Origin of the sequence: Streptomyces sp. NPDC014889, assembly GCF_043081205.1 — a bacterium.
GTDB lineage: Bacteria > Actinomycetota > Actinomycetes > Streptomycetales > Streptomycetaceae > Streptomyces.
This window is the reverse complement of sequence record NZ_JBIBWH010000006.1, coordinates 140,989-159,592: the sequence shown is the minus strand read 5'-3', so window position 1 is coordinate 159,592 and position 18,604 is coordinate 140,989. Positions and strand designations below refer to the sequence as shown.

At 73.0% G+C, this 18,604-nt stretch carries 16 protein-coding genes and 1 pseudogene; 9 read left to right on the top strand and 8 right to left on the bottom strand.

What is annotated here, in order from left to right; all coding sequences use genetic code 11:
* Positions 1 to 3: 3 nt before the first annotated feature.
* Both ACF09J_RS13455 and ACF09J_RS13450 read left to right on the top strand, forming a co-directional pair.
* Positions 4 to 126, top strand: a pseudogene (locus tag ACF09J_RS13455) (EamA family transporter); the annotation flags it as partial.
* A gap of 71 nt (positions 127 to 197) precedes the next feature.
* Complete coding sequence (locus tag ACF09J_RS13450; RefSeq protein ID WP_392305550.1) at positions 198 to 473, top strand: DUF1876 domain-containing protein; 276 nt, start codon at positions 198 to 200, stop codon at positions 471 to 473.
* 18 nt (positions 474 to 491) lie between these two features.
* Here the strand turns inward: ACF09J_RS13450 and ACF09J_RS13445 are convergent, their stop codons facing one another.
* From ACF09J_RS13445 to ACF09J_RS13430, 4 genes are all read right to left on the bottom strand, one after another.
* On the bottom strand, positions 492 to 1,661 hold the full coding sequence (locus ACF09J_RS13445; protein WP_392305834.1) for a serine hydrolase domain-containing protein: 1,170 nt from the start codon (positions 1,659 to 1,661) through the stop codon (positions 492 to 494).
* Between the two features lie 164 nt (positions 1,662 to 1,825).
* Positions 1,826 to 2,584: an energy-coupling factor ABC transporter ATP-binding protein gene (locus ACF09J_RS13440; RefSeq protein ID WP_392305549.1), complete on the bottom strand. Its 759-nt coding sequence runs from the start codon at positions 2,582 to 2,584 to the stop codon at positions 1,826 to 1,828.
* Positions 2,572 to 3,333 (bottom strand): cobalt ECF transporter T component CbiQ, encoded by a 762-nt coding sequence (gene cbiQ / locus ACF09J_RS13435; protein ID WP_392305548.1) that lies wholly within the window; start codon positions 3,331 to 3,333, stop codon positions 2,572 to 2,574. The genes ACF09J_RS13440 and cbiQ overlap by 13 nt, the downstream gene beginning before the upstream one ends.
* A 1-nt stretch (position 3,334) precedes the next feature.
* Complete coding sequence (locus tag ACF09J_RS13430; protein WP_392305547.1) at positions 3,335 to 4,390, bottom strand: energy-coupling factor ABC transporter permease; 1,056 nt, start codon at positions 4,388 to 4,390, stop codon at positions 3,335 to 3,337.
* A 165-nt stretch (positions 4,391 to 4,555) separates the two neighbouring features.
* Here ACF09J_RS13430 and ACF09J_RS13425 point away from each other — a divergent pair, with 165 nt between their 5' ends.
* Entirely contained in the window at positions 4,556 to 4,915 is a 360-nt protein-coding gene (locus tag ACF09J_RS13425) for an SsgA family sporulation/cell division regulator (RefSeq protein WP_392305546.1), read from the top strand.
* Between the two features lie 34 nt (positions 4,916 to 4,949).
* Here ACF09J_RS13425 and ACF09J_RS13420 read toward each other — a convergent pair whose 3' ends face one another.
* From ACF09J_RS13420 to ACF09J_RS13405, 4 genes are all read right to left on the bottom strand, one after another.
* Complete coding sequence (locus ACF09J_RS13420) at positions 4,950 to 6,623, bottom strand: penicillin-binding transpeptidase domain-containing protein (protein WP_392305545.1); 1,674 nt, start codon at positions 6,621 to 6,623, stop codon at positions 4,950 to 4,952.
* Positions 6,624 to 7,544: 921 nt separating this feature from the next.
* The gene (locus ACF09J_RS13415; protein ID WP_392305544.1) at positions 7,545 to 9,182 is read right to left on the bottom strand and encodes a penicillin-binding transpeptidase domain-containing protein; all 1,638 of its coding nucleotides are present in this window, start codon (positions 9,180 to 9,182) and stop codon (positions 7,545 to 7,547) included.
* Between the two features lie 151 nt (positions 9,183 to 9,333).
* Positions 9,334 to 9,882 (bottom strand): DUF4142 domain-containing protein, encoded by a 549-nt coding sequence (locus tag ACF09J_RS13410; RefSeq protein ID WP_392305543.1) that lies wholly within the window; start codon positions 9,880 to 9,882, stop codon positions 9,334 to 9,336.
* 181 nt (positions 9,883 to 10,063) lie between these two features.
* Positions 10,064 to 11,812 (bottom strand): dolichyl-phosphate-mannose--protein mannosyltransferase, encoded by a 1,749-nt coding sequence (locus tag ACF09J_RS13405; RefSeq protein ID WP_392305542.1) that lies wholly within the window; start codon positions 11,810 to 11,812, stop codon positions 10,064 to 10,066.
* A gap of 97 nt (positions 11,813 to 11,909) precedes the next feature.
* Between ACF09J_RS13405 and rsmI the strand changes: the two genes are divergently transcribed.
* The 6 genes from rsmI (at position 11,910) to ACF09J_RS13375 (ending at position 18,603) form a co-directional block, all read left to right on the top strand.
* Complete coding sequence (gene rsmI / locus ACF09J_RS13400) at positions 11,910 to 12,758, top strand: 16S rRNA (cytidine(1402)-2'-O)-methyltransferase (RefSeq protein WP_392305541.1); 849 nt, start codon at positions 11,910 to 11,912, stop codon at positions 12,756 to 12,758.
* A gap of 245 nt (positions 12,759 to 13,003) precedes the next feature.
* Positions 13,004 to 13,504: a hypothetical protein gene (locus ACF09J_RS13395; protein WP_392305540.1), complete on the top strand. Its 501-nt coding sequence runs from the start codon at positions 13,004 to 13,006 to the stop codon at positions 13,502 to 13,504.
* Positions 13,505 to 13,593: 89 nt separating this feature from the next.
* Positions 13,594 to 14,472, top strand: a complete 879-nt coding sequence (locus ACF09J_RS13390) for a TatD family hydrolase (RefSeq protein ID WP_392305539.1) — start codon at positions 13,594 to 13,596, stop codon at positions 14,470 to 14,472.
* A 374-nt stretch (positions 14,473 to 14,846) separates the two neighbouring features.
* Positions 14,847 to 16,163: a ubiquitin-like domain-containing protein gene (locus ACF09J_RS13385; RefSeq protein ID WP_392305833.1), complete on the top strand. Its 1,317-nt coding sequence runs from the start codon at positions 14,847 to 14,849 to the stop codon at positions 16,161 to 16,163.
* Between the two features lie 680 nt (positions 16,164 to 16,843).
* Positions 16,844 to 17,713, top strand: a complete 870-nt coding sequence (gene rsmA, locus ACF09J_RS13380; RefSeq protein ID WP_392305538.1) for a 16S rRNA (adenine(1518)-N(6)/adenine(1519)-N(6))-dimethyltransferase RsmA — start codon at positions 16,844 to 16,846, stop codon at positions 17,711 to 17,713.
* Positions 17,710 to 18,603 (top strand): 4-(cytidine 5'-diphospho)-2-C-methyl-D-erythritol kinase, encoded by an 894-nt coding sequence (locus tag ACF09J_RS13375; RefSeq protein WP_392305537.1) that lies wholly within the window; start codon positions 17,710 to 17,712, stop codon positions 18,601 to 18,603. Before rsmA ends, ACF09J_RS13375 begins: the two co-directional genes overlap by 4 nt.
* The last annotated feature ends 1 nt before the right edge of the window (position 18,604 follow it).

Genomic DNA, 18,604 nt, shown 5'->3' with positions numbered 1-18,604 from the left:
TTCACGTCGGTCATCGTGGGCGCCGCGATCGGCGCCGTGTTCTTCAAGGAGCGTTTCGGGGCGCCGCGGATCGCGGCCGCCGGGCTGCTGGTCGTCGGCATCGGGCTGATGCTGCACACCGGGTAGCGCGGGCTCCTTGGGTGCGCGGGCGGCGGCCGAGAGGCACCCTGGAATCAGGTGTTCCGGAGGTGACCGCCATGATGAAGACCGTTGTGGGATGGCACATCGAGCTGGAGTTCCAGGAGGACGGCCAGCACACCCGGGCGGCGGCGATGGTCCGCTTGCCCGACGGCAGCGAGGTCCGCGCCCACGGCAGGGCCAGCCGCCACCGCACCGACTCCGACCAGCCGCGGGTCGGCGAGGAGATCGCCGGGGCGAGGGCCCTGAACGAACTCGCGATGCAGCTTCTGACCAAGGCGCACGGCGAGATCGACGAGGCCTCGGGCCGCACGTCGCAGCCTATCCACGTCTGACACTCCCGCCGGGAAGGACTACGCCAGGGACGTCCGCACCGCGTGGACCAGGGCCTGCGCCCTCGGGTCCGCCGTCACGTTGGGGTGGAAGCCGTTGGTGATGTAGGCGAAGGCGACGGCCGCGTCCGGGTCCGCGAAGGCCAGGGCGCCGCCGCGGCCGGGGTGGCCGAAGGAGCCGGGGCCGAGCAGGGGCGACGCCGGGCTGTGCAGCATGTGGCCGAGACCGAAGCGGGTGGGGGCCACCAGTACGCGGTCGGGCCCGGCGGAGTGCTCCGTGCGGGCCAGTTCCATGGTCCGCGGGGTGAACAGGCGGGTGCCGCCGTCCACTTCGCCGATGAGCGCCGCGTAGAAGCGGGCCAGCCCGTCGGCCGTGGCGATGCCGTTGGCCGCGGGCAGGACCGCCGCGCGGTAGGCGGGGTCGTTCTCGTCGGGCAGCGGGGTGATCGCTGCGAACGCCCGCCGGGTCAGCGACTGCGGGTCGGCGTACGCCTCGGCCACGGACCGCTTGGGCCGGGTGCGAAGGCCCGTCGCCGAGCGCGGGGGCTGCACCTGGCCCACGCGGCCCACCCGCCCGCTCTCGCCCGCCGGCAGCCCCACCCACAGGTCGGCGCCGACCGGTCCGGCCACCTCGCGCGCGATCCATTCGCCGATCGTGCGGCCCGTGATCCGCCGCACCAGCTCGCCGGTCAGCCAGCTGTACGTCTGCGCGTGGTAGCCGTGGTCCGTGCCCGGCTCCCAGACCGGTGCCTGCGCGGCGACCGCCTCCGCGCCCAGCACCGGATCGGCGGCCTGCTCCGGTGTCAGCGGCCGGTCGAGGACGGGGACGCCCGCACGGTGCGAGAGCAGGTCGCGGACCAGGGTCCGCTCCTTGCCCGCCGCCTTGAACTCGGGCCAGTACGCCCCCACCGGCGCGTCCAGGTCCAGCTCCCCGCGCTGGTGCAGCAGCAGGAGCACGGCCGCGGCGACGCCCTTGGTCGCCGAGCGCACGATCTGCGCGGTGCCCCGCTCCCAGGGCGCCGAGCCGGCCGTGCCGTCGACGTCACGCGTTCCCGCCCACAGGTCCACGACCCGGTGCCCGTCCCGGTACACGGCCACCGCGGCGCCCCGCTCGCCCCGCAGCGCGAAGTTCGCCGCGAACGCCTCCCCGACCGGCTCGAAGCCCTCGGCCACTGTGCCGTGCACGTCCACGTCCACGTCCGCCATTCCTCCCGCTCTTCGCCTGCGACAGTGGGTGCAACCGGCGGCCCCGGCCTGCGATTCCTGCGGCGGATCGGCTTGGCACGATCGTTATGTCAGTGCCGGCCGGTCCTCTGCTCACCCCGGGCGGCGTTCCGACGCCGCCTCCCGGCCCTTCACGCGCCCATCGACACGGACCGCGGGTCGAAGCCGAAGGGCAGCTCCAGGCGGTGGGCGCGCATCAGTGTGTCGTCGGCGAGCAGTTCGCCGGTCGGCCCGTCGGCCGCGATCGCGCCGTCGCTCAGGATGAGTGCGCGCGGGCACAACTCCAGCGCGTACGGCAGGTCGTGGGTGACCATGAGCACGGTCACGTCCAACGAGCGCAGGATGTCGGCCAGTTCACGGCGCGAGGCGGGGTCCAGGTTGGACGAGGGCTCGTCCAGGACCAGGATCTCCGGCTCCATGGCGAGGACGGTCGCCACCGCGACCCGGCGGCGCTGGCCGAAGGAGAGGTGGTGCGGCGGGCGGTCGGCGAACTCCCCCATGCCGACCTGTTCCAGGGCCGTGGCGACCCGGGCCTGGAGCTCCGGTCCCTTGAGTCCGTTCGCGGCGGGCCCGAAGGCCACGTCCTCCCGCACGGTCGGCATGAACAACTGGTCGTCCGGGTCCTGGAAGACGATGCCGACCTTCTGCCGGATCTCGGCCATGTGCTTCCTGCCGACCGGCAGCCCGGCGACCGTCACCGTCCCGGTGCCCCCGCCCAGGATGCCGTTCAGATGCAGTACCAGCGTGGTCTTCCCGGCGCCGTTGGGGCCGAGCAGCGCGACCCGTTCGCCCCGCCCGATGCTGAAGTCGACGCCGAACAGGGCCTGGTGGCCGTCGGGGTAGGCGAAGGCGAGGCCGGAGACCTCCAGAGAAGCTGTCACAGGATCCATCCCAGCAGACAGACGGCGAACGCGGCACAGGGGAGGGCCAGGGCGTACGACCACTGGGCCCGGGACGCGGTCACCTCGTCGATGACCGGCATCGAACCGGCGTAGCCCCGGCTCACCATGGCCAGGTGCACACGCTCCCCGCGCTCGTAGGAGCGGATGAACAGCGCGCCCGCGCACTTGGCGAGCACGCCCCAGTGCCGGACACCGCGCGCCTCGAAACCGCGCGACTCTCGGGCGATCCGCATCCGCCGCATCTCGTCGGCGATGACGTCGCCGTAGCGGATCATGAAGGACGCGATCTGCACCAGCAGGGGCGGCAGCTTCAGGCGTTGCAGGCCGAGCAGCAGTTCGCGCAACTCGGTCGTGCTCGCCAGCAGGACGGACGCGGCGACGCCGAGGGTGCCCTTGGCGAGCACGTTCCAGGCGCCCCACAGCCCGTTCACGCTCAGGGACATTCCGAGCACGTCCACCCGTTCGCCCTGGGCCACGAACGGCATGAGCACCGCGAACGCGACGAACGGGACCTCGATCAGCAGCCGCTTGAGCAGGAAGCCGGCGGGCACGCGGGCCACGGAGGCGACGACGGCGAGCAGGACGGCGTAGACGGCGAACGCCCACATCGCCTCCCTCGGGGTCGACACCACGACCACGACGAAGGCGAAGGAGGCGGCCAGTTTGGTGTGCGGCGGCAGCGCGTGCACGGGCGAGTGCCCGTGCCGGTACAACCGGTGCGCGTGACCCGCCCCCATGTCAGGCGGCCCGGGAGGAGGGAGCGGACGGCTCGGCGGCCGTACGCCGCCTGCGGACCACCCAGAAGACCGTGCTGCCTGCGACGACGGTCGCCCCGACGCCGATCACGCCCGCGAGCCCGCCGGACAGCCGGGCGTCGGCGATGTCCTTCACCCCGTAGTCGGCGAGCGGGGAGTCGGCGGCGGCGTGCGGCTCCTCCTTCTTGTCGATGCCCTGGTCGTGGGCGATCTTCTCCAGACCGTCGGGGTTGGCCGAGGCATAGAAGCTGACGAATCCGGCGAGGACGAGGGAGGTGACCAGGCCGGTGAGCCACAGCTTGCGATGGGATCGGGCGGCGGCCGGCACGGGCTCCGGCTCGGGCTCGGGGGCGTCGACGAGTTCGCCGTTCACCCGCAGCTTCAGGCGCTGCTCCAGGCCACGCGCGCCGTACACCAGGTCCGGGCGTACGGCGATGACGGCGCCCACGGTCAGCGCGGTGATCGCGGCCTCGCCGATGCCGATGAGGACGTGCACGCCGATCATGGCGGTGGCGACCTTGCCGATCGCCACGTCGGTGGTGCCGCCGACCGCGTAGATCAGCGTGAAGGCGACGGCGGCGGCGGGGACGGAGAGGAGCGCGGCGGCGAAGGAGGCCGCCGTGATGGAGCTGCGGCGCCGCGGGAGCACCTTCACCAGTCCGCGGAAGACGGCGTAGGCCACCACCGTCGTGACGATCGCCATGTCGGTGATGTTGACGCCGAGCGCGGTCAGGCCGCCGTCGGCGAAGAGGATGCCCTGCATGAGCAGGACGACACTGACGCACAGAACGCCGGTGTAGGGGCCCACGAGTATCGCGGCCAGGGCCCCGCCGAGCAGGTGGCCGCTGGTGCCGGCCGCGACGGGGAAGTTCAGCATCTGCACGGCGAAGATGAACGCCGCGACGAGACCGGCCAGCGGCGCGGTCCGTTCGTCGAGTTCCCGGCGCGCACCGCGCAGGCTCACGGCGACGGCGCCGGCGGCGACGACTCCGGTGACGGCGGATGTGGGCGCGTTGATGAATCCGTCAGGCACATGCACCGTTCGATGATAGAGGCTTGTTGCGAAGCGCTTGCAAGAGCGAGTGCGTCGTTGATGTGCGCCGGATCGGAACGTTCGGGAAGCGGAATCCTGGAAATATGCGACATTGGAGGGAAAGCGGATGTCCAGCCCTCGCACAGGTCACACAGCGTTAGGGGTCGTCCGATGTCGGTGGTCGAACAGCACGCACAAGCCCACATCCTCACGGAAGACGTTCTCGATGATGTCGGGGCCGTCCCGGTCGTCCTTCGCTACGACTCCCTTCAGGATCCGCGCGCCGTCATGGTCGACCTGCCCGGCCCGCACGAGTGGACCTTCCCCCGGTCACTGCTGGAACAGGGGCTGCGCGCCCCGGCCGGCAGCGGTGACGTGCGGGTGTGGCCCTGCGGGCGGGTGCAGGCCGTGATCGAGTTCCATTCCACGCGCGGTGTCTCGGTGGTGCAGCTCGAGACGAAGACGGTGCACAGGTTCCTGAAGCGGACCTACCGGGCGGCGGCGTCACCGGCGGCGCTCGCCCACGGGTGACGCCGCCGGTCTCCGCGGGCCCACTCGGCCGCCGTCAGCTCCCGGCCTTCAGCAGGGACGCCACTATCGGACCGGCGGTGTCGCCGCCGTGCCCGCCCTTCTGCACGACGCCCGCGGCCGCGAGGTCGCCCCGGTAGGCGGTGAACCAGCCGTTGGGCTTCTTCTGGTTGTCGACCTCGGCGGAGCCCGTCTTCGCGCCGTAGTCAGGGCCGAGTCCGGCCATGGCCTGGGCGGCCGTGCCGTACGCGGCGGTGTACTGCATCACCTCGCGCAACTGGGACAGGGTGGAGGCGGACATCGTCCGGGAGGCCGTGGCCAGCTTGCGGTGGTCGACGTCCGGGGAGACCAGGTACGGCTGGTGGAAGACGCCCGCCTTGACCGTCGAGGCCACCGACGCCATGTTCAGCGGGTTCATGCGGACGCCGCCCTGCCCGATGAGGGAGGCGCCCATCGGGGCGGCCGTCTGCACCGGCACCGCGCCGTCGAAGGACGGCACACCGATCGCCCAGTTGTCCATCGCCAGGCCGAAGACCTGCTGGGCCTGCTGGGTCAGGTCGGAGTCCTTCAGCTTCTTCGCCTGGCTGATGAAGGCGGTGTTGCAGGAGCGGGCGAAGCTGGCCTTGAAGGTGCCGCCCTTGATCTCGAAGTCCTGGTCGTTGTGGAACTTCCAGCCGCCGTAGGTGTACGTCTTCGGGCAGGGGTGCGGCTTGTTGACCGAGGCCAGGTCCTTCTCGAAGAGCATCGACGAGGTGATGATCTTCATCGTGGAGCCGGGGGCGAGAGAACCCAGGAAGGCGGTGTTGAAGCCGCGGTTGGAGTTCGCCACCGCCAGGATCTCGCCGGTCGACGGACGCATCACGACCACGGAGGCGCGGTCGGTCTTCGACACCTCCTTCTCGGCCGCCGCCTGGAGGGACGGGCTCAGCGTCGTCTTCACCGTGCCCGGTGTGCCCTTGCTCAGTTCGACGAGCGTCTTGTCGGACAGGTCGGCCTTCTTCGACTCCTTGCCGCGGACCACGCGCAGCTCCACACCCGCGCTGCCGCCGGCCGTGGCGCCGTACTTCTCGCGCAGCCCGTCCAGGACCGGGCCCAGCGACGGGTACTGGGCGGTGGTCATCTCGGCGCCGTTCCGGTCCAGGGCCTTGACCGGCGCGGTGCCGGACTCCCCGGTGACCAGGGTGTCGCCGTCCTTCAGGTCGGGGTGGACGACGGCGGCATGCCACTCCACGACCGGCTCGCCGTCCGTGTCGTTCCGGACGACGGTCAGCGCGCTGTCGTACGCCAGCGGCTTGGTCAGCTCCTTGTACGACACCGTGGCCTTCACGGAGAACGGCACCTTGTCGCCCGTGGCGGTGCCCGCGGTCAGGGTGACGTCCTTCAGGTGCGCGTCCTTCGCGTAGCCGGTCAGCAGGGCGGTGGCCGCGGAGGCGTCGCTGGTCGCGGCGGCCGCGTCGGCGGGCTTGCCCTGCTGCCAGGCCGTGAGGAACCCCTCGGCCGCGGTCTGCACCTCGGCCGCCGACAGCGGGCCGGTCTTCTTCTCCGTCCCGCCCGGGCCGGACGTCGTGTGCGGCCGGTCGTCGGCCGCCGCACCGCCGCCGTACAGCGCGTAGGCGCCGATGCCGGCCCCGCCGACGACGACGGCGATCACCCCGCCGACCACGGCCGGAGTCCTCTTCCGTCGCTCGGCGACGCGCCTTCTCTTCCCCACTGCCTTCCGTCCTCCGCCAATCCCCCGGGGCCCCCGCCGCCCCACCGCCCCCACGATCCTCAATGACCGCCCCACCATAGGGCTTCTTCCCCCGGATGCACCCACGGGGCGGGCGCCTGATCCGGTCCCCCGGCTGGGACGGGGTCCCGGTTCCGGCTGGGACGGGTCCGGGTCCCGGGAGGGTTGGGGGGCCTGGTGGGAGAGGGGGATGGTCCCGATCCAGCCCGGGGCAGAGCAGCCTCGATCCAGTCCGGGGGCTCGTCCCGGCCCCGGGGGAGCCCGGTACCGTCCGGGCGGGCCGGGCCCCGCGGGGGCGGGGGCAGGGGCCCGATCCAGCCCCGGAGGCTCGACCCGGCCCCCGGGGGAGTCCGGTGGCGTCCGGGGCGGGCCGGGCCTCGCCGGGGCGGGGCCGAGTCCCGGTACAGGGGAGCAGGTTTCGCCGGGGCGGTGGTGAGGGCCCCGCCGGGGGCGCCGGTCCCGCTGGGAACTCGGGCCAATCCACAGGACGACCACAAGCCGGCCGTCCGGCCCGTGGTTCTTCGGTCCCTCGGCCGTCTGGCCGTCAGGCTCACCGGCCGTCCGCCCGGCTCTCCGGGCCGCCGGCCTGGCGGTGCGCCGGTACTCCGCGGTCCCGTCCCATGGCTCTCCGGCCGTCCGGACCGGCCGGGCCGACCGGCCTTCCGGCCTTCCGGCCGTCCGGACCGGCCGGGCCGACCGGCCTTCCGGCCTTCCGGCCTTCCGGCCTTCCGGCCTTCCGGCCTTGCGGACCGTCCGGCCTTCCGGACCGTCCGGCGCTCCGGACCCACCGGTCCCCTGGACCGGTCGGGCGCCGGCTTCGCCAGGCTTGCGGACTCGGTCGGGCGATACGGACCGGTCGGGCGCGCGGCTCGGCCAGGTGGGCGGATCGGCAGGGTGGGAGCGTCAGCTCGCTGTGCGGAGTACCGATGCCACGATCGGGCCCGCCGCGTCGCCGCCGTGGCCGCCCTCCTGGGTCACGGCGGCGGCTGCCATGTCGTTGCGGTAGCCGGTGAACCAGCTGTTGGACTTGGCCTGGCCGTCGACCTCCGCGGAGCCGGTCTTCGCGCCGATGCTGCCGCCGAGCCCGGACATCGCCGGGGCGGCGGTGCCGCTGACGGCCGTGCGGTTCATCATCTGCCGGAGCTGGGCGACCGTGCTCGCCGAGAGGCCCCGGGCCTGCGCCAGCGGACGGCCGTCGAGCCGCGTGGACACGATGACGGGCTGGCGGAAGGCCCCGGTCATCGCGGTCGCCGTCACCGACGCCATGTTCAGCGGGCTCATCTGGACCTGGCCCTGTCCGATCAGGTTGGCCGCGGTGTCCGGGCCGCCGGACGCGGGGACGGAGCCGTCGAAGGAGGGGATGCCGACCTTCCAGTTGTCCCGGCCGAGCCCGAAACGCTCCTCGGCCTCCTTGGTCAGCGAGTCCACCTGGACGTCGTCCGCGTACTTCACGAACGCCGTGTTGCAGGACCGGGCGAAGCTCTCCGAGAGGGTGGCCCGCTCGTTGGGCGCCATGTTCTTGAGGTTGTGGAAGGTCTGGCTCTGCCACACCGCCTCGTTCGGGCAGGGCGCGGGACCGGCGGCCGTCGTGAGCCCGGTGTCGATGAGGGTGGCCGCGCTGATGATCTTCATGGTGGAGCCGGGCGCGAGCCGGCCGAGGAAGGCCGCGTTGAAGCCGTCGGCCCGGTGGTTGGCGACCGCGAGCACCTCGCCGGTGGACGGCTTCACGGCGACCACGGACGACTCGGCGTAGCGTTGCACGGCCTGCTCGGCCGCCGCCTGCGCACTCGCGCTGAGGGTGGTGCGCAGCTTGCCCGGCCGGCCCTTGGCGAGGGTGACCAGCGGAGTGTCGGCGGCGCCGGAGTCCTCGTGCCGGATGCTCAGCTCGACCGCCGGCTCGCCGCCCGCCTTGTCGCCGTACTTGGCCCGCAGCTCGTCCAGGATCGGCCCGAGCGAGGGGTAGTCGTCCTTGGTCAGCACGGTGTTGTTGCGGTCGACGGCCTCGATCGGCGGGGACGGCGACTCCCCGGTGACGAGGGTGTCGCCCTTGACCAGGTCGGGGTGGAGGACGGAGGGCTCCCAGTCGACCAGCGGCTGATGGGTGGACACGCCCCGCACGATGCTCAGCCGGCCGGCGTAGGCCAGCGGCTTGGACTTGCCGCCGTACGACACGGTGGCCTTGACCGAGAAGGGCACGGTGGCCCCGGAGACGGTACCGGGGGTGATCTTCACCTTGGTGATGTGCGCGTCGTGTCCGTAGGCCGTGAGCAACTGCTCTGCCGCATCGGGGAAGTTGGTGTACGAGGCGGCCTCGGCGGGCTCGTCCTTCTCCCAGGCCGCGAAGAACTTCGCCGAGGTCTCCTTCACCTCGCCCCGGCTCGGCGGCCCGGTCCTGACCGGCGCCGGCCCGCTGCCGCCCACCGAGTCTCCGTTCACATTCCCGTTCAGCGCGGACACGAAGTTGTACGTCCCGTACCCCGCCCCGCCGATCATCACGGCGAACACCCCACCGATGACGGCGGCCTTGACCCCCTTGCGCATGGAAACGCTCCCTCCCCGTTTGCGGCCCACCGACTGTAAGCGGCCGCAGGAGAACCCACGGGGCTGTTTTCGAATGGTGTCCGAACAGTGATCAGCCGGCTGACCGTGATCAGCCGGCTGACTCGGGCCCACATCCGTGAGCCGACGGCGTCTACGCGTGGCACATGCCGTGGTTGACCATCTCGGTGTGGCGGGCGACCACCGGGCGGGCGCTCTTGGCCAGGGACTTCACGACCGGGTTGGCGCCCGAGGCGATCTCCTTGTCGATGAGCGCGAGGGTCTGCACGTGGGCGGGGTACTGGGCCTTGAGCCACGCGGCGTCGTACGCGCGTGTCCCGGCGAGGCGCTTGAGGTCGGCGGTCTGCCTCAGTTGCGCCTCCGTCTGCCCGGACGGCAGTGTCACGCCGAGTCGTGTCGCGGTCTTCACGACACCGGCGTCAAGGGTGCGGTGGTCGCGGATGAAGTCGCGCCCGACCCGCTTGACGCAGGCGGTGGTCGCGGCGCTCTGGGCCTGCTCGCCGGTCGTGATCTCCCACAGGTTCCCCTGATGGGCCGCGGCCAGGAACTGCTTGTCCAGCGCGGAGACCGCCGACGGCGAGGGCGACGACGAAGCGAGGGCCGGGAGCGACAGGGCACCCGTGACGCACAGGGCGGTGGCGCAGACGGCGGCGAAACGGGCACGGGATCGAGTCGTGTGCATGAGTCCTCCACAGGTCGCACGTGCAAGCCTCGGGAAACCCCATCCTCAGTGGCTCGAAGTTGCTCGAACTGCTCGAAGTTGCCTGAACCGGCTCGAAGCGGGTGAAGCCGTACCTATGCCATGGTTCATCCGGTCGGGGCCCCCGGCAACCGAGGACCCCCGGGCACCACCGATGACCAGGTCAGACCCAGGTGTCCAGCCACATCCTTGAACGCCACGAGTCGATCGGGATCGACGTGCCCGTGTACAGCGGCCAGAAGTAGACGAAGTTCCACGCGATCAGCAGGAACAGGACGCCCGCGCCGGTCGCGCCCGCGACCCGGCGGGTTTCCGAGGAGCCGGGCGGGCCCACGATCGCGCCGATCAGCATCGCCACCGCCAGGCAGAGGAAGGGCAGGAAGACGATGGCATAGAAGAAGAAGATCGTGCGCTCCTGGTACATGAACCAGGGCAGGTAGCCGGCGGCGGCGCCGCAGGCGATGGCGCCCGCGCGCCAGTCGCGGCGGAAGAACCAGCGCCACAGGACGTACACCAGCGCGGCGCAGGCCGCCCACCACAGCATCGGCGTGCCGATGGCGAGGACCTCGCGGGCGCACTTGCCGGCGGCGTTAGTGGGACAGCCCGCGGTGCCGGGGGAGGGCGACTCGTAGAAGTACGAGACCGGGCGGCCGTCGACGATCCAGCTCCACGGGTTGGACTGGTAGTTGTGCGGCGAGGACAGACCGACGTGGAACTTGAAGACCTCGTGCTCGTAGTGCCACAGACTGCGCAGCCAGTCGGGCAGGAAGGAGAAGCCGCTGCCCCTGCCGTCGGTCGCGGCCCAGTCGCGGAAGTAGCCGCCGCTGCCGTTGGCGGGGGAGCGGATCCAGCCGATCCAGGAGACCAGGTAGACGGCGATCGCGACCGGGACGGTGGCCAGGAACGTGATGCCGGTGTCCCGCTTCAGCACGGCCGAGTACGGGTGCCAGGCGCCGGCCACCTTGCGGGCGCCCACGTCCCACAGCACGGCCATCACGCAGAACGCGGCCAGGATGTACAGGCCGTTCCACTTGGTGCCGAACGCCAGGCCCAGCATGAGGCCCGCCGCCCAGCGCCAGGGGCGCAGCCCGAGACGGGTCGTCTCGGCCGTGTACGCGTCGGGCCGCACCCGCCCGTCGGCGTCGGCCGGCAGCGCGGCCGCGAGTTTCGCCCGGGACCTGTCGCGGTCGATCAGCAGGCAGCCGAAGGCGGCCAGCACGAAGAACATCAGCACGCCGTCGAGCAGCGCGGTCCGGCTCATCACGAAGTGCAGGCCGTCCACCGCCATCAGCGCGCCCGCCAGGCAGCCCAGGAAGGTGGAGCGCAGCAGGCGCCGCCCGATCCGGCACAGCATCAGCACCGACAGCGTGCCGAGCAGGGCCGTCATGAAGCGCCAGCCGAACGGGTTGAACCCGAAGAGAAGCTCGCCGAGGCCGATCACGTACTTGCCGACCGGCGGGTGCACCACATACGCCGCGTCAGTGGGGATGGGGACGTGCCCGCCGGTCTTGAGGATCAGGTCGTTGGCGTTCTTGTCCCAGTTGACCTCGAAGCCGCGGTGGACGAGCGCCCACGCGTCCTTGGCGTAGTAGGTCTCGTCGAATATCACCGCCTTCGGGCTGCCCAGGTTCCAGAACCGCAGCACGCCCGCCACCAGGGTGACCAGCAGTGGGCCGCCCCAGCCGGACCAGCGCACGATCCGGTCGGCGACGGTCCGCGGGACGCCGAGGGCCGCCCACAGGCGCCCGCCGGGCTGCGCGTACGGCGGCACCAGACGGTCGACGACCCCCTTCTCGCCGCTTGCGGGCCCCGCGAAGTGGCCGAAGCGGCGCAGCCGTTGCTGCCATGTCGGCCGCTGGTCGTGCGGGGCCGGGCCCTGCCGGGTGTCCGTGTGGGACGCGGTACTGGTCACCGCGCCATCGTAGGGAACCGTTCCGTGTGAGTCCCGCGCATGGCCCGTACGGGCCGGGACGCGTTCGCCCGCGACGGCACTTGAGAGGATGGGACGCGTGACTGGAACCCTTGTTTTGGCGGGCACCCCCATCGGCGACGTCCAGGACGCGCCGCCCCGGCTCGCCGAGGAGCTGGCCGGCGCGGACGTGGTCGCGGCGGAGGACACCCGGCGGCTGCGCCGGCTCACCCAGGCGCTCGGCGTCACGCCCAAGGGGCGCGTGGTGTCGTACTTCGAGGGCAACGAGTCCGCCCGCACCCCGGAGCTGGTCGAGGAGCTGCTCGGCGGGGCGCGCGTGCTGCTGGTGACGGACGCGGGCATGCCGTCCGTGTCCGACCCGGGCTATCGGCTGGTCGCGGCCGCCGTGGAGCAGGACGTCCGGGTGACGGCCGTACCCGGCCCCTCCGCCGTGCTCACCGCGCTGGCGCTGTCCGGGCTGCCGGTCGACCGGTTCTGCTTCGAGGGGTTCCTGCCGCGCAAGGCGGGCGAGCGGCTGACCCGGCTGCGGGAGGTCGCGGACGAGCGGCGCACGCTGGTCTACTTCGAGGCCCCGCACCGGCTCGACGACACGCTGGCGGCGATGGCCGAGGTGTTCGGCGCCGAGCGGCGGGCCGCCGTCTGCCGGGAGCTGACCAAGACCTACGAGGAGGTGCGGCGCGGCGGGCTCGGGGAGCTGGCCGCGTGGGCCGCCGAGGGCGTGCGCGGCGAGATCACCGTCGTGGTCGAGGGGGCGCCGGAGAAGGGGCCCGAGGAGATCGGCGCCGACGAGCTCGTGCGGCGGGTGCGGGTGCGCGAGGAGGCCGGGGAGCGCCGCAAGGAGGCCATCGCGGCGGTCGCGGTGGAGGCCGGGGTGCCCAAGCGGGAAGTGTTCGACGCGGTGGTCGCCGCCAAGCGCGCGGAGGCGTGAGACCCGCTCACACCCCCTCTGAGCAGGGCGCATCTCTCATGAGCGGCCGCCCCATGGAGCGGCAAAGAGCCGTCCGGGAAGGCAAAGGGACTTCGGCCGTCGGAGGGACCCTTTGGCAAGCGGGGCCCAAAACGCCTCCAACACTCCCCAGGCCGTGTGCGTGGCCGTCGGCGGAGGAGTTCACTGGACGGCGGGACGGCAACCGTCCCTTTTGTCCAGCGGACACGCGGACACGAGGAGCTGGCATGAGCGACATCGAAGGGCGGGGCTTCGCCCACCGCGGTACGGCCACCGCCGTCGTCAACGAGTCCTACTCCTTCGCCTGCATGAGGTGCGGGCACGGGTGGGAGCAGTCGTACGAGATAGAGCACTACACGGACGGCGACGGCAACGAGTGCGTGCGGTACGTGGCGGACGGCCGTGTCGTGCCGTCCCCGCTGAGCCGGCCGAACTGCCAGAACTGCGACGGTCACGTCGTCCGGATCATGCGGGCCGGGCGGGTGTCGTCCGCGCAGAGCCATCTGCACCAGCACGAGGAGCACCGGCACGAGCACCGGCATGAGCACCGGCACGAGGAGCCGCGGCACCGTCCGGCGGTACCCGTGGCGGCCCGGGGAGAGACGTCCCCGCCCGGGGAGGAGGCGGCGGACCGCGCGCAGGAGGCCCACAGGGACCGCGTCGGCCACGGTGACCACCACTGGCACCTGTCGGACCTGCTGCACCCCTTCCACCGCAAGGCGGGCTGAGGAGTCGGGCAGTCGGGCCGAGGAGGGCGCGTCCCTCCCGCCGGCGAACGGCGAAGGATGACGTCCGGCCCCTTCCGTAGGATCGGGTCATGCCTTCGAACGCCGACAAGAACGCGGCGCCCCCGCTTCCGGAGCCGCTCCGGATACCGGTCGCCGACTCCCACACGCACCTCGACATGCAGTCCGGCACGGTCGAGGAGGGCCTGGCCAGGGCCGCGTCGGTGGGCGTGACGACGGTCGTCCAGGTCGGCTGCGACCTGGGCGGCTCGCGATGGGCCGCCGAGACGGCCGCGGCGTACGACAGCGTCCACGCGACGGTCGCCCTGCACCCGAACGAGGCGCCGCGCATCGTCCATGGCGACCCGGACGGATGGTCGCGGCAGGGGGCGCGCGAGCCGGGCGGGGACGCCGCGCTCGATGAGGCTCTGGCCGAGATCGACCGGCTGGCCGCGCTGCCCCAGGTCAAGGGCGTCGGCGAGACCGGGCTCGACTACTTCCGCACCGGCCCCGAGGGCAAGGCCGCCCAGGAGCGCTCCTTCCGCGCCCACATCGAGATCGCCAAGCGGCACGGCAAGGCACTCGTCATCCACGACCGGGACGCGCACGCCGACGTCCTGCGCGTCCTCAAGGAGGAGGGCGCCCCCGAGCGGACGGTGTTCCACTGCTACTCGGGCGACGCGGAGATGGCGGAGGTGTGCGCCCGCGCCGGCTACTACATGTCCTTCGCCGGCAACGTCACCTTCAAGAACGCCCAGAACCTGCGGGACGCCCTCGCCGTGGCCCCGCTGGAGTTGGTCCTGGTGGAGACCGACGCGCCCTTCCTGACCCCGGCGCCGTACCGCGGACGGCCCAACGCCCCGTACCTCGTTCCGGTCACGGTGCGTGCGATGGCCGCCGTGCGCGGCATCGACGAGGACACCCTGGCGACGGCGCTCGCGGTCAACACCTCCCGCGCCTTCGGCTACTGAGCGTACTCGGAGCGCTTTGGAGAGTGACGGGCGCTCCGCTAGGTTCTGGCCGCGTGAGCGATCTGCGGTACGAGACCTACGAGGCGTACGGCGCATACGAGAACCGCGAGGCGTATGAGCCCTACGGGCCTTACAACCCGTACGAGCAGTACGAGCAGCACGGCCTGTACGAGGGGTACCAGGGTTTCGATGGGGACCACCGGTACGGCTGGTACCACTCCCACGTCCCGTACAGCCCGTGCAACCCGTATCAGCAGTACGGCGGTGACTCGTACGAGCAGGGCCACCAGTACCAGCAGCAGTGCGGCCAGTACGGCTGGCCGCACCAGTACGACGCGTACCGGCAGTACGAGCACGCCGCTGTCCACCACGACGTGCACACCGCGCAGACCCTGCCGTACGGACCGCAGGGGTCGCCGTACGCGGACACCTACCGGCCCGCCTACGAGGCCGTCCGCCGGTCCGCCGCCCACGAGCCCACCCAGCCGGTACTGCCCCGGCAGATCCGCCGGACCGGAAGCGGTACGGGGAGCGTCACGGGCGGCGGCGGAACGCATCGGGGCGCGCGGCGGCGCTGGGCGCGGTACGCCGAGCGGCCGGAGGTGTGTGTGCGCCGGCTGCTGCCCCGCGCGCTGGTCGTCGCGTTCCTGGCGGGCGGGACCACCGCGTTCCTCGCCACGGACAAGGCGATCGAGCTCAGCGTCGACGGCGGCGGGCGCACCCTCCACACGTTCGCCGACGACGTCTCCGGAGTGCTGGCCGACGAGGGCGTGCGGCTCGGGCCGCACGACGTGGTGCTGCCCGCCCCCGGGACCGCGCTCACCAGCGGTGACGAGATCACCGTGCGCCGCGGGCGGCCGGTGCGGCTGACGCTCGACGGGCAGCGCCGCGAGGTGTGGACGACGGCGCGCACGGTCGAGGAGGCGCTCAGGCAGTGGGGTGTGCGCGCGGAGGGCGCGTATCTGTCGGCCGCGCGCTCGCAGCCCATCGGACGCGCCGGGCTCGCGCTGGACGTGCGCACCGAACGTTCGGTGACCGTCATGGCGGACGGCCGCGCCCGCACCGTCCGCACCAACGCGGCGACCGTGCGGGAGGCGGTGGCGGAGGCCGGGGTCACCCTGCGCGGCCAGGACACCACGTCCGTGGCGCCGTCCAGCTTCCCGCGCGACGGGCAGACGGTCACCGTGCTGCGGATCACCGGGAGCCGGGAGGTGCGCGAGGAGGTCATCCCGTTCGCCGTGCGGCGCACCACCGACCCGTCCCTGTTCAAGGGGACGGAGGTCGTCGAGCGGGCCGGACAACCCGGAGTGCGCCGGGTCACGTACTCCGTGCGCACGGTCAACGGTGTGCGGCAGCGGCCGTGGCACGTGGAGTCGGAGGTGGTGCGGGCGCCGCGGACACAGATCGTGAAGGTCGGCACCAGGGCCCGCCCGCGGTCGGTGCGGGGCGCCGACCACCTGGACTGGCAGGCGCTGGCGCAGTGCGAGTCCGGCGGCAGGGCGGATGCCGTGGACCCCTCGGGCACGTACGGCGGTCTGTACCAGTTCGACGAGGGCACCTGGCACCGCCTCGGCGGCAGAGGCCGCCCCCAGGACGCCCCGGCCGAGGAGCAGACCTACCGGGCGAAAAAGCTGTACGTGAGCCACGGCCCAAGCGCCTGGCCCCACTGCGGCGACCGCCTGCGGGGGTAGGCGAACAGCGAACACCGCCCTCCACACCGCCCCGACCTCCGCCCAGGGCGGCGCGGGTCGGCCCGCCCGCGGACGCCTGCGAGCCTGCCCCGCCCCTGGGTGGTCGCGGGTCGGTCGGCCCCCCGGGCGAGGGGATCGGCCCCCCGGACAGTCGCCGGTTGGCCTCGTTCCGGGCGGTCGCGGGCGGAGCCGTCCCCCGTGCCTGCCTCCGTGCGCCGTTCCCGTGCGGCGGCCTCGGCTCCTGACGCCCGCGGGGCGGCCTCGCGCCTGGGCGGTCGCCGGTCGGCCGCGTGCCGGAGCGCCGCGGGTCGGCCTCTTGGGCGCCGTTCCTTCGCGCTGTGTCCTGCGCGCGCGGGTGGCTGGGGCGGGTGAGCCGGGGCCTGCGGGGCGGCCTCGCCGGCATCCCTGCGCGATGTCCCTGGGCGTTGGTTTCCGCGCGGGCAGCGGGGGCGGGCGAGCCGTCCCCCGTGCCGGACCTCCGCGCGCCGGCCTCCGCTCCGGAGGACCTTGCGGGTGGGCCCCGCCCCGACCGGTCGCTGGTAGGCCTTGCCCCTCGGCCGGTCGCTGGTAGGCCTCGCCCCGGCCGGTCGCGGGTGGGTCCCGCCCGGGGCGGGGGCGGGTCGGCCCCGTCCCCGGTGGCCGTGGCGAGCGGGTCGTCCGCGTCCCCGTACCCTTGTGCCGTGAGCAGCCCCGTCCCCGACGCCCTTCTGGGTCCCGCCGACGTCCGCGAACTGGCGGCCGCGCTCGGCGTACGCCCCACCAAGCAGCGCGGCCAGAACTTCGTGATCGACGCGAACACCGTCCGCCGCATCGTCCGCACCGCCGACGTCCAACCCGAGGACGTGGTCGTCGAGGTCGGCCCGGGGCTCGGCTCCCTCACCCTCGCCCTGCTGGAGGCCGCCGACCGGGTCACCGCCGTCGAGATCGACGACGTGCTCGCCGCCGCGCTGCCCGTGACCGTCGCCACCCGCATGCCGGAGCGCGCCGACCGGTTCGCGCTGGTCCACTCCGACGCGATGCACGTCACCGAGCTGCCGGGCCCCGCGCCCACCGCCCTGGTCGCGAACCTCCCGTACAACGTGGCCGTGCCCGTCCTGCTGCACATGCTCGGCACCTTCCCGAGCATCGAGCGCACCCTCGTGATGGTGCAGGCGGAGGTCGCCGACCGGCTCGCGGCGGCGCCCGGCTCGAAGGTGTACGGCGTGCCGTCCGTGAAGGCCAACTGGTACGCCGAGGTCAAGCGGGCCGGGGCCATCGGCCGCAACGTCTTCTGGCCCGCGCCGAACGTCGACAGCGGGCTGGTGTCCCTGGTCCGGCGCAAGGAACCGGTCGCGACCACCGCCACCAAGCGCGAGGTCTTCGCCGTCGTCGACGCGGCCTTCGCCCAGCGCCGCAAGACCCTGCGGGCCGCGCTCGCCGGGTGGGCCGGTTCCGCCGCGGCGGCGGAGGCGGCCCTGGTCGCCGCCGGGGTCTCCCCGCAGGCGCGGGGCGAGTCGCTGACGGTGGCGGAGTTCGCACGGATCGCCGAGCACAAGGAGGCCGGTAAGTGAGCGTCACCGTACGCGTCCCGGCCAAGGTCAACGCCCAGCTCGCGGTCGGCGCCGCCCGCCCCGACGGCTTCCACGACCTGGCGAACGTCTTCCTCGCGGTCGGCCTGTACGACGAGGTCACGGTCACCGAGGCCGACGAGCTCCGCGTGACTTGTGCGGGCCCGGACGCCGCCGAGGTCCCCCTGGACCGTACGAACCTCGCCGCCCGCGCCGCCCTCGCCCTCGCCGAGCTTCACGGCCGCAGCCCCGACGTGCACATCCACATCGCCAAGGACATCCCGGTCGCCGGGGGCATGGCCGGCGGCAGCGCGGACGGCGCGGGCGCGCTGGTGGCCTGTGACGCGCTGTGGGGCACGAACGCCTCCCGCGACGAACTCCTCGACATCTGCGCCGAGTTGGGCAGCGATGTGCCGTTCAGCCTGGTGGGCGGGGCGGCGCTGGGCACCGGGCGCGGGGAGAAGCTGCGCCCGCTGGAGGTCGGCGGCACCTTCCACTGGGTGTTCGCGATGGCGGACGGCGGGCTGTCCACCCCGGCGGTGTTCCGCGAGTTCGACCGGCTGGCCGAAGGCACGGAGATTCCCGAACCGGTCGCCTCCGAGGACCTGCTGGCCGCCCTGGAGAAGGGCGACACCGCCGCGCTCGCCGCCGCGCTCTCCAACGACCTCCAGCCCGCCGCGCTCTCCCTCCGCCCGTCCCTCGCGGACACGCTCGCGGCTGGGCGTGCGGCGGGGGCCCTGGCGGGCCTGGTCTCGGGGTCGGGGCCGACGACGGCGTTCCTGGTGGCGGACGCGGAGTCGGCGGAGACGGTGGCCGAGGCGCTGCGCGCGTCAGGGACATGCCGTTCGGTGCGTACGGCGTCGGCGCCCGCGCCGGGCGCGACGGTGCTCTGAC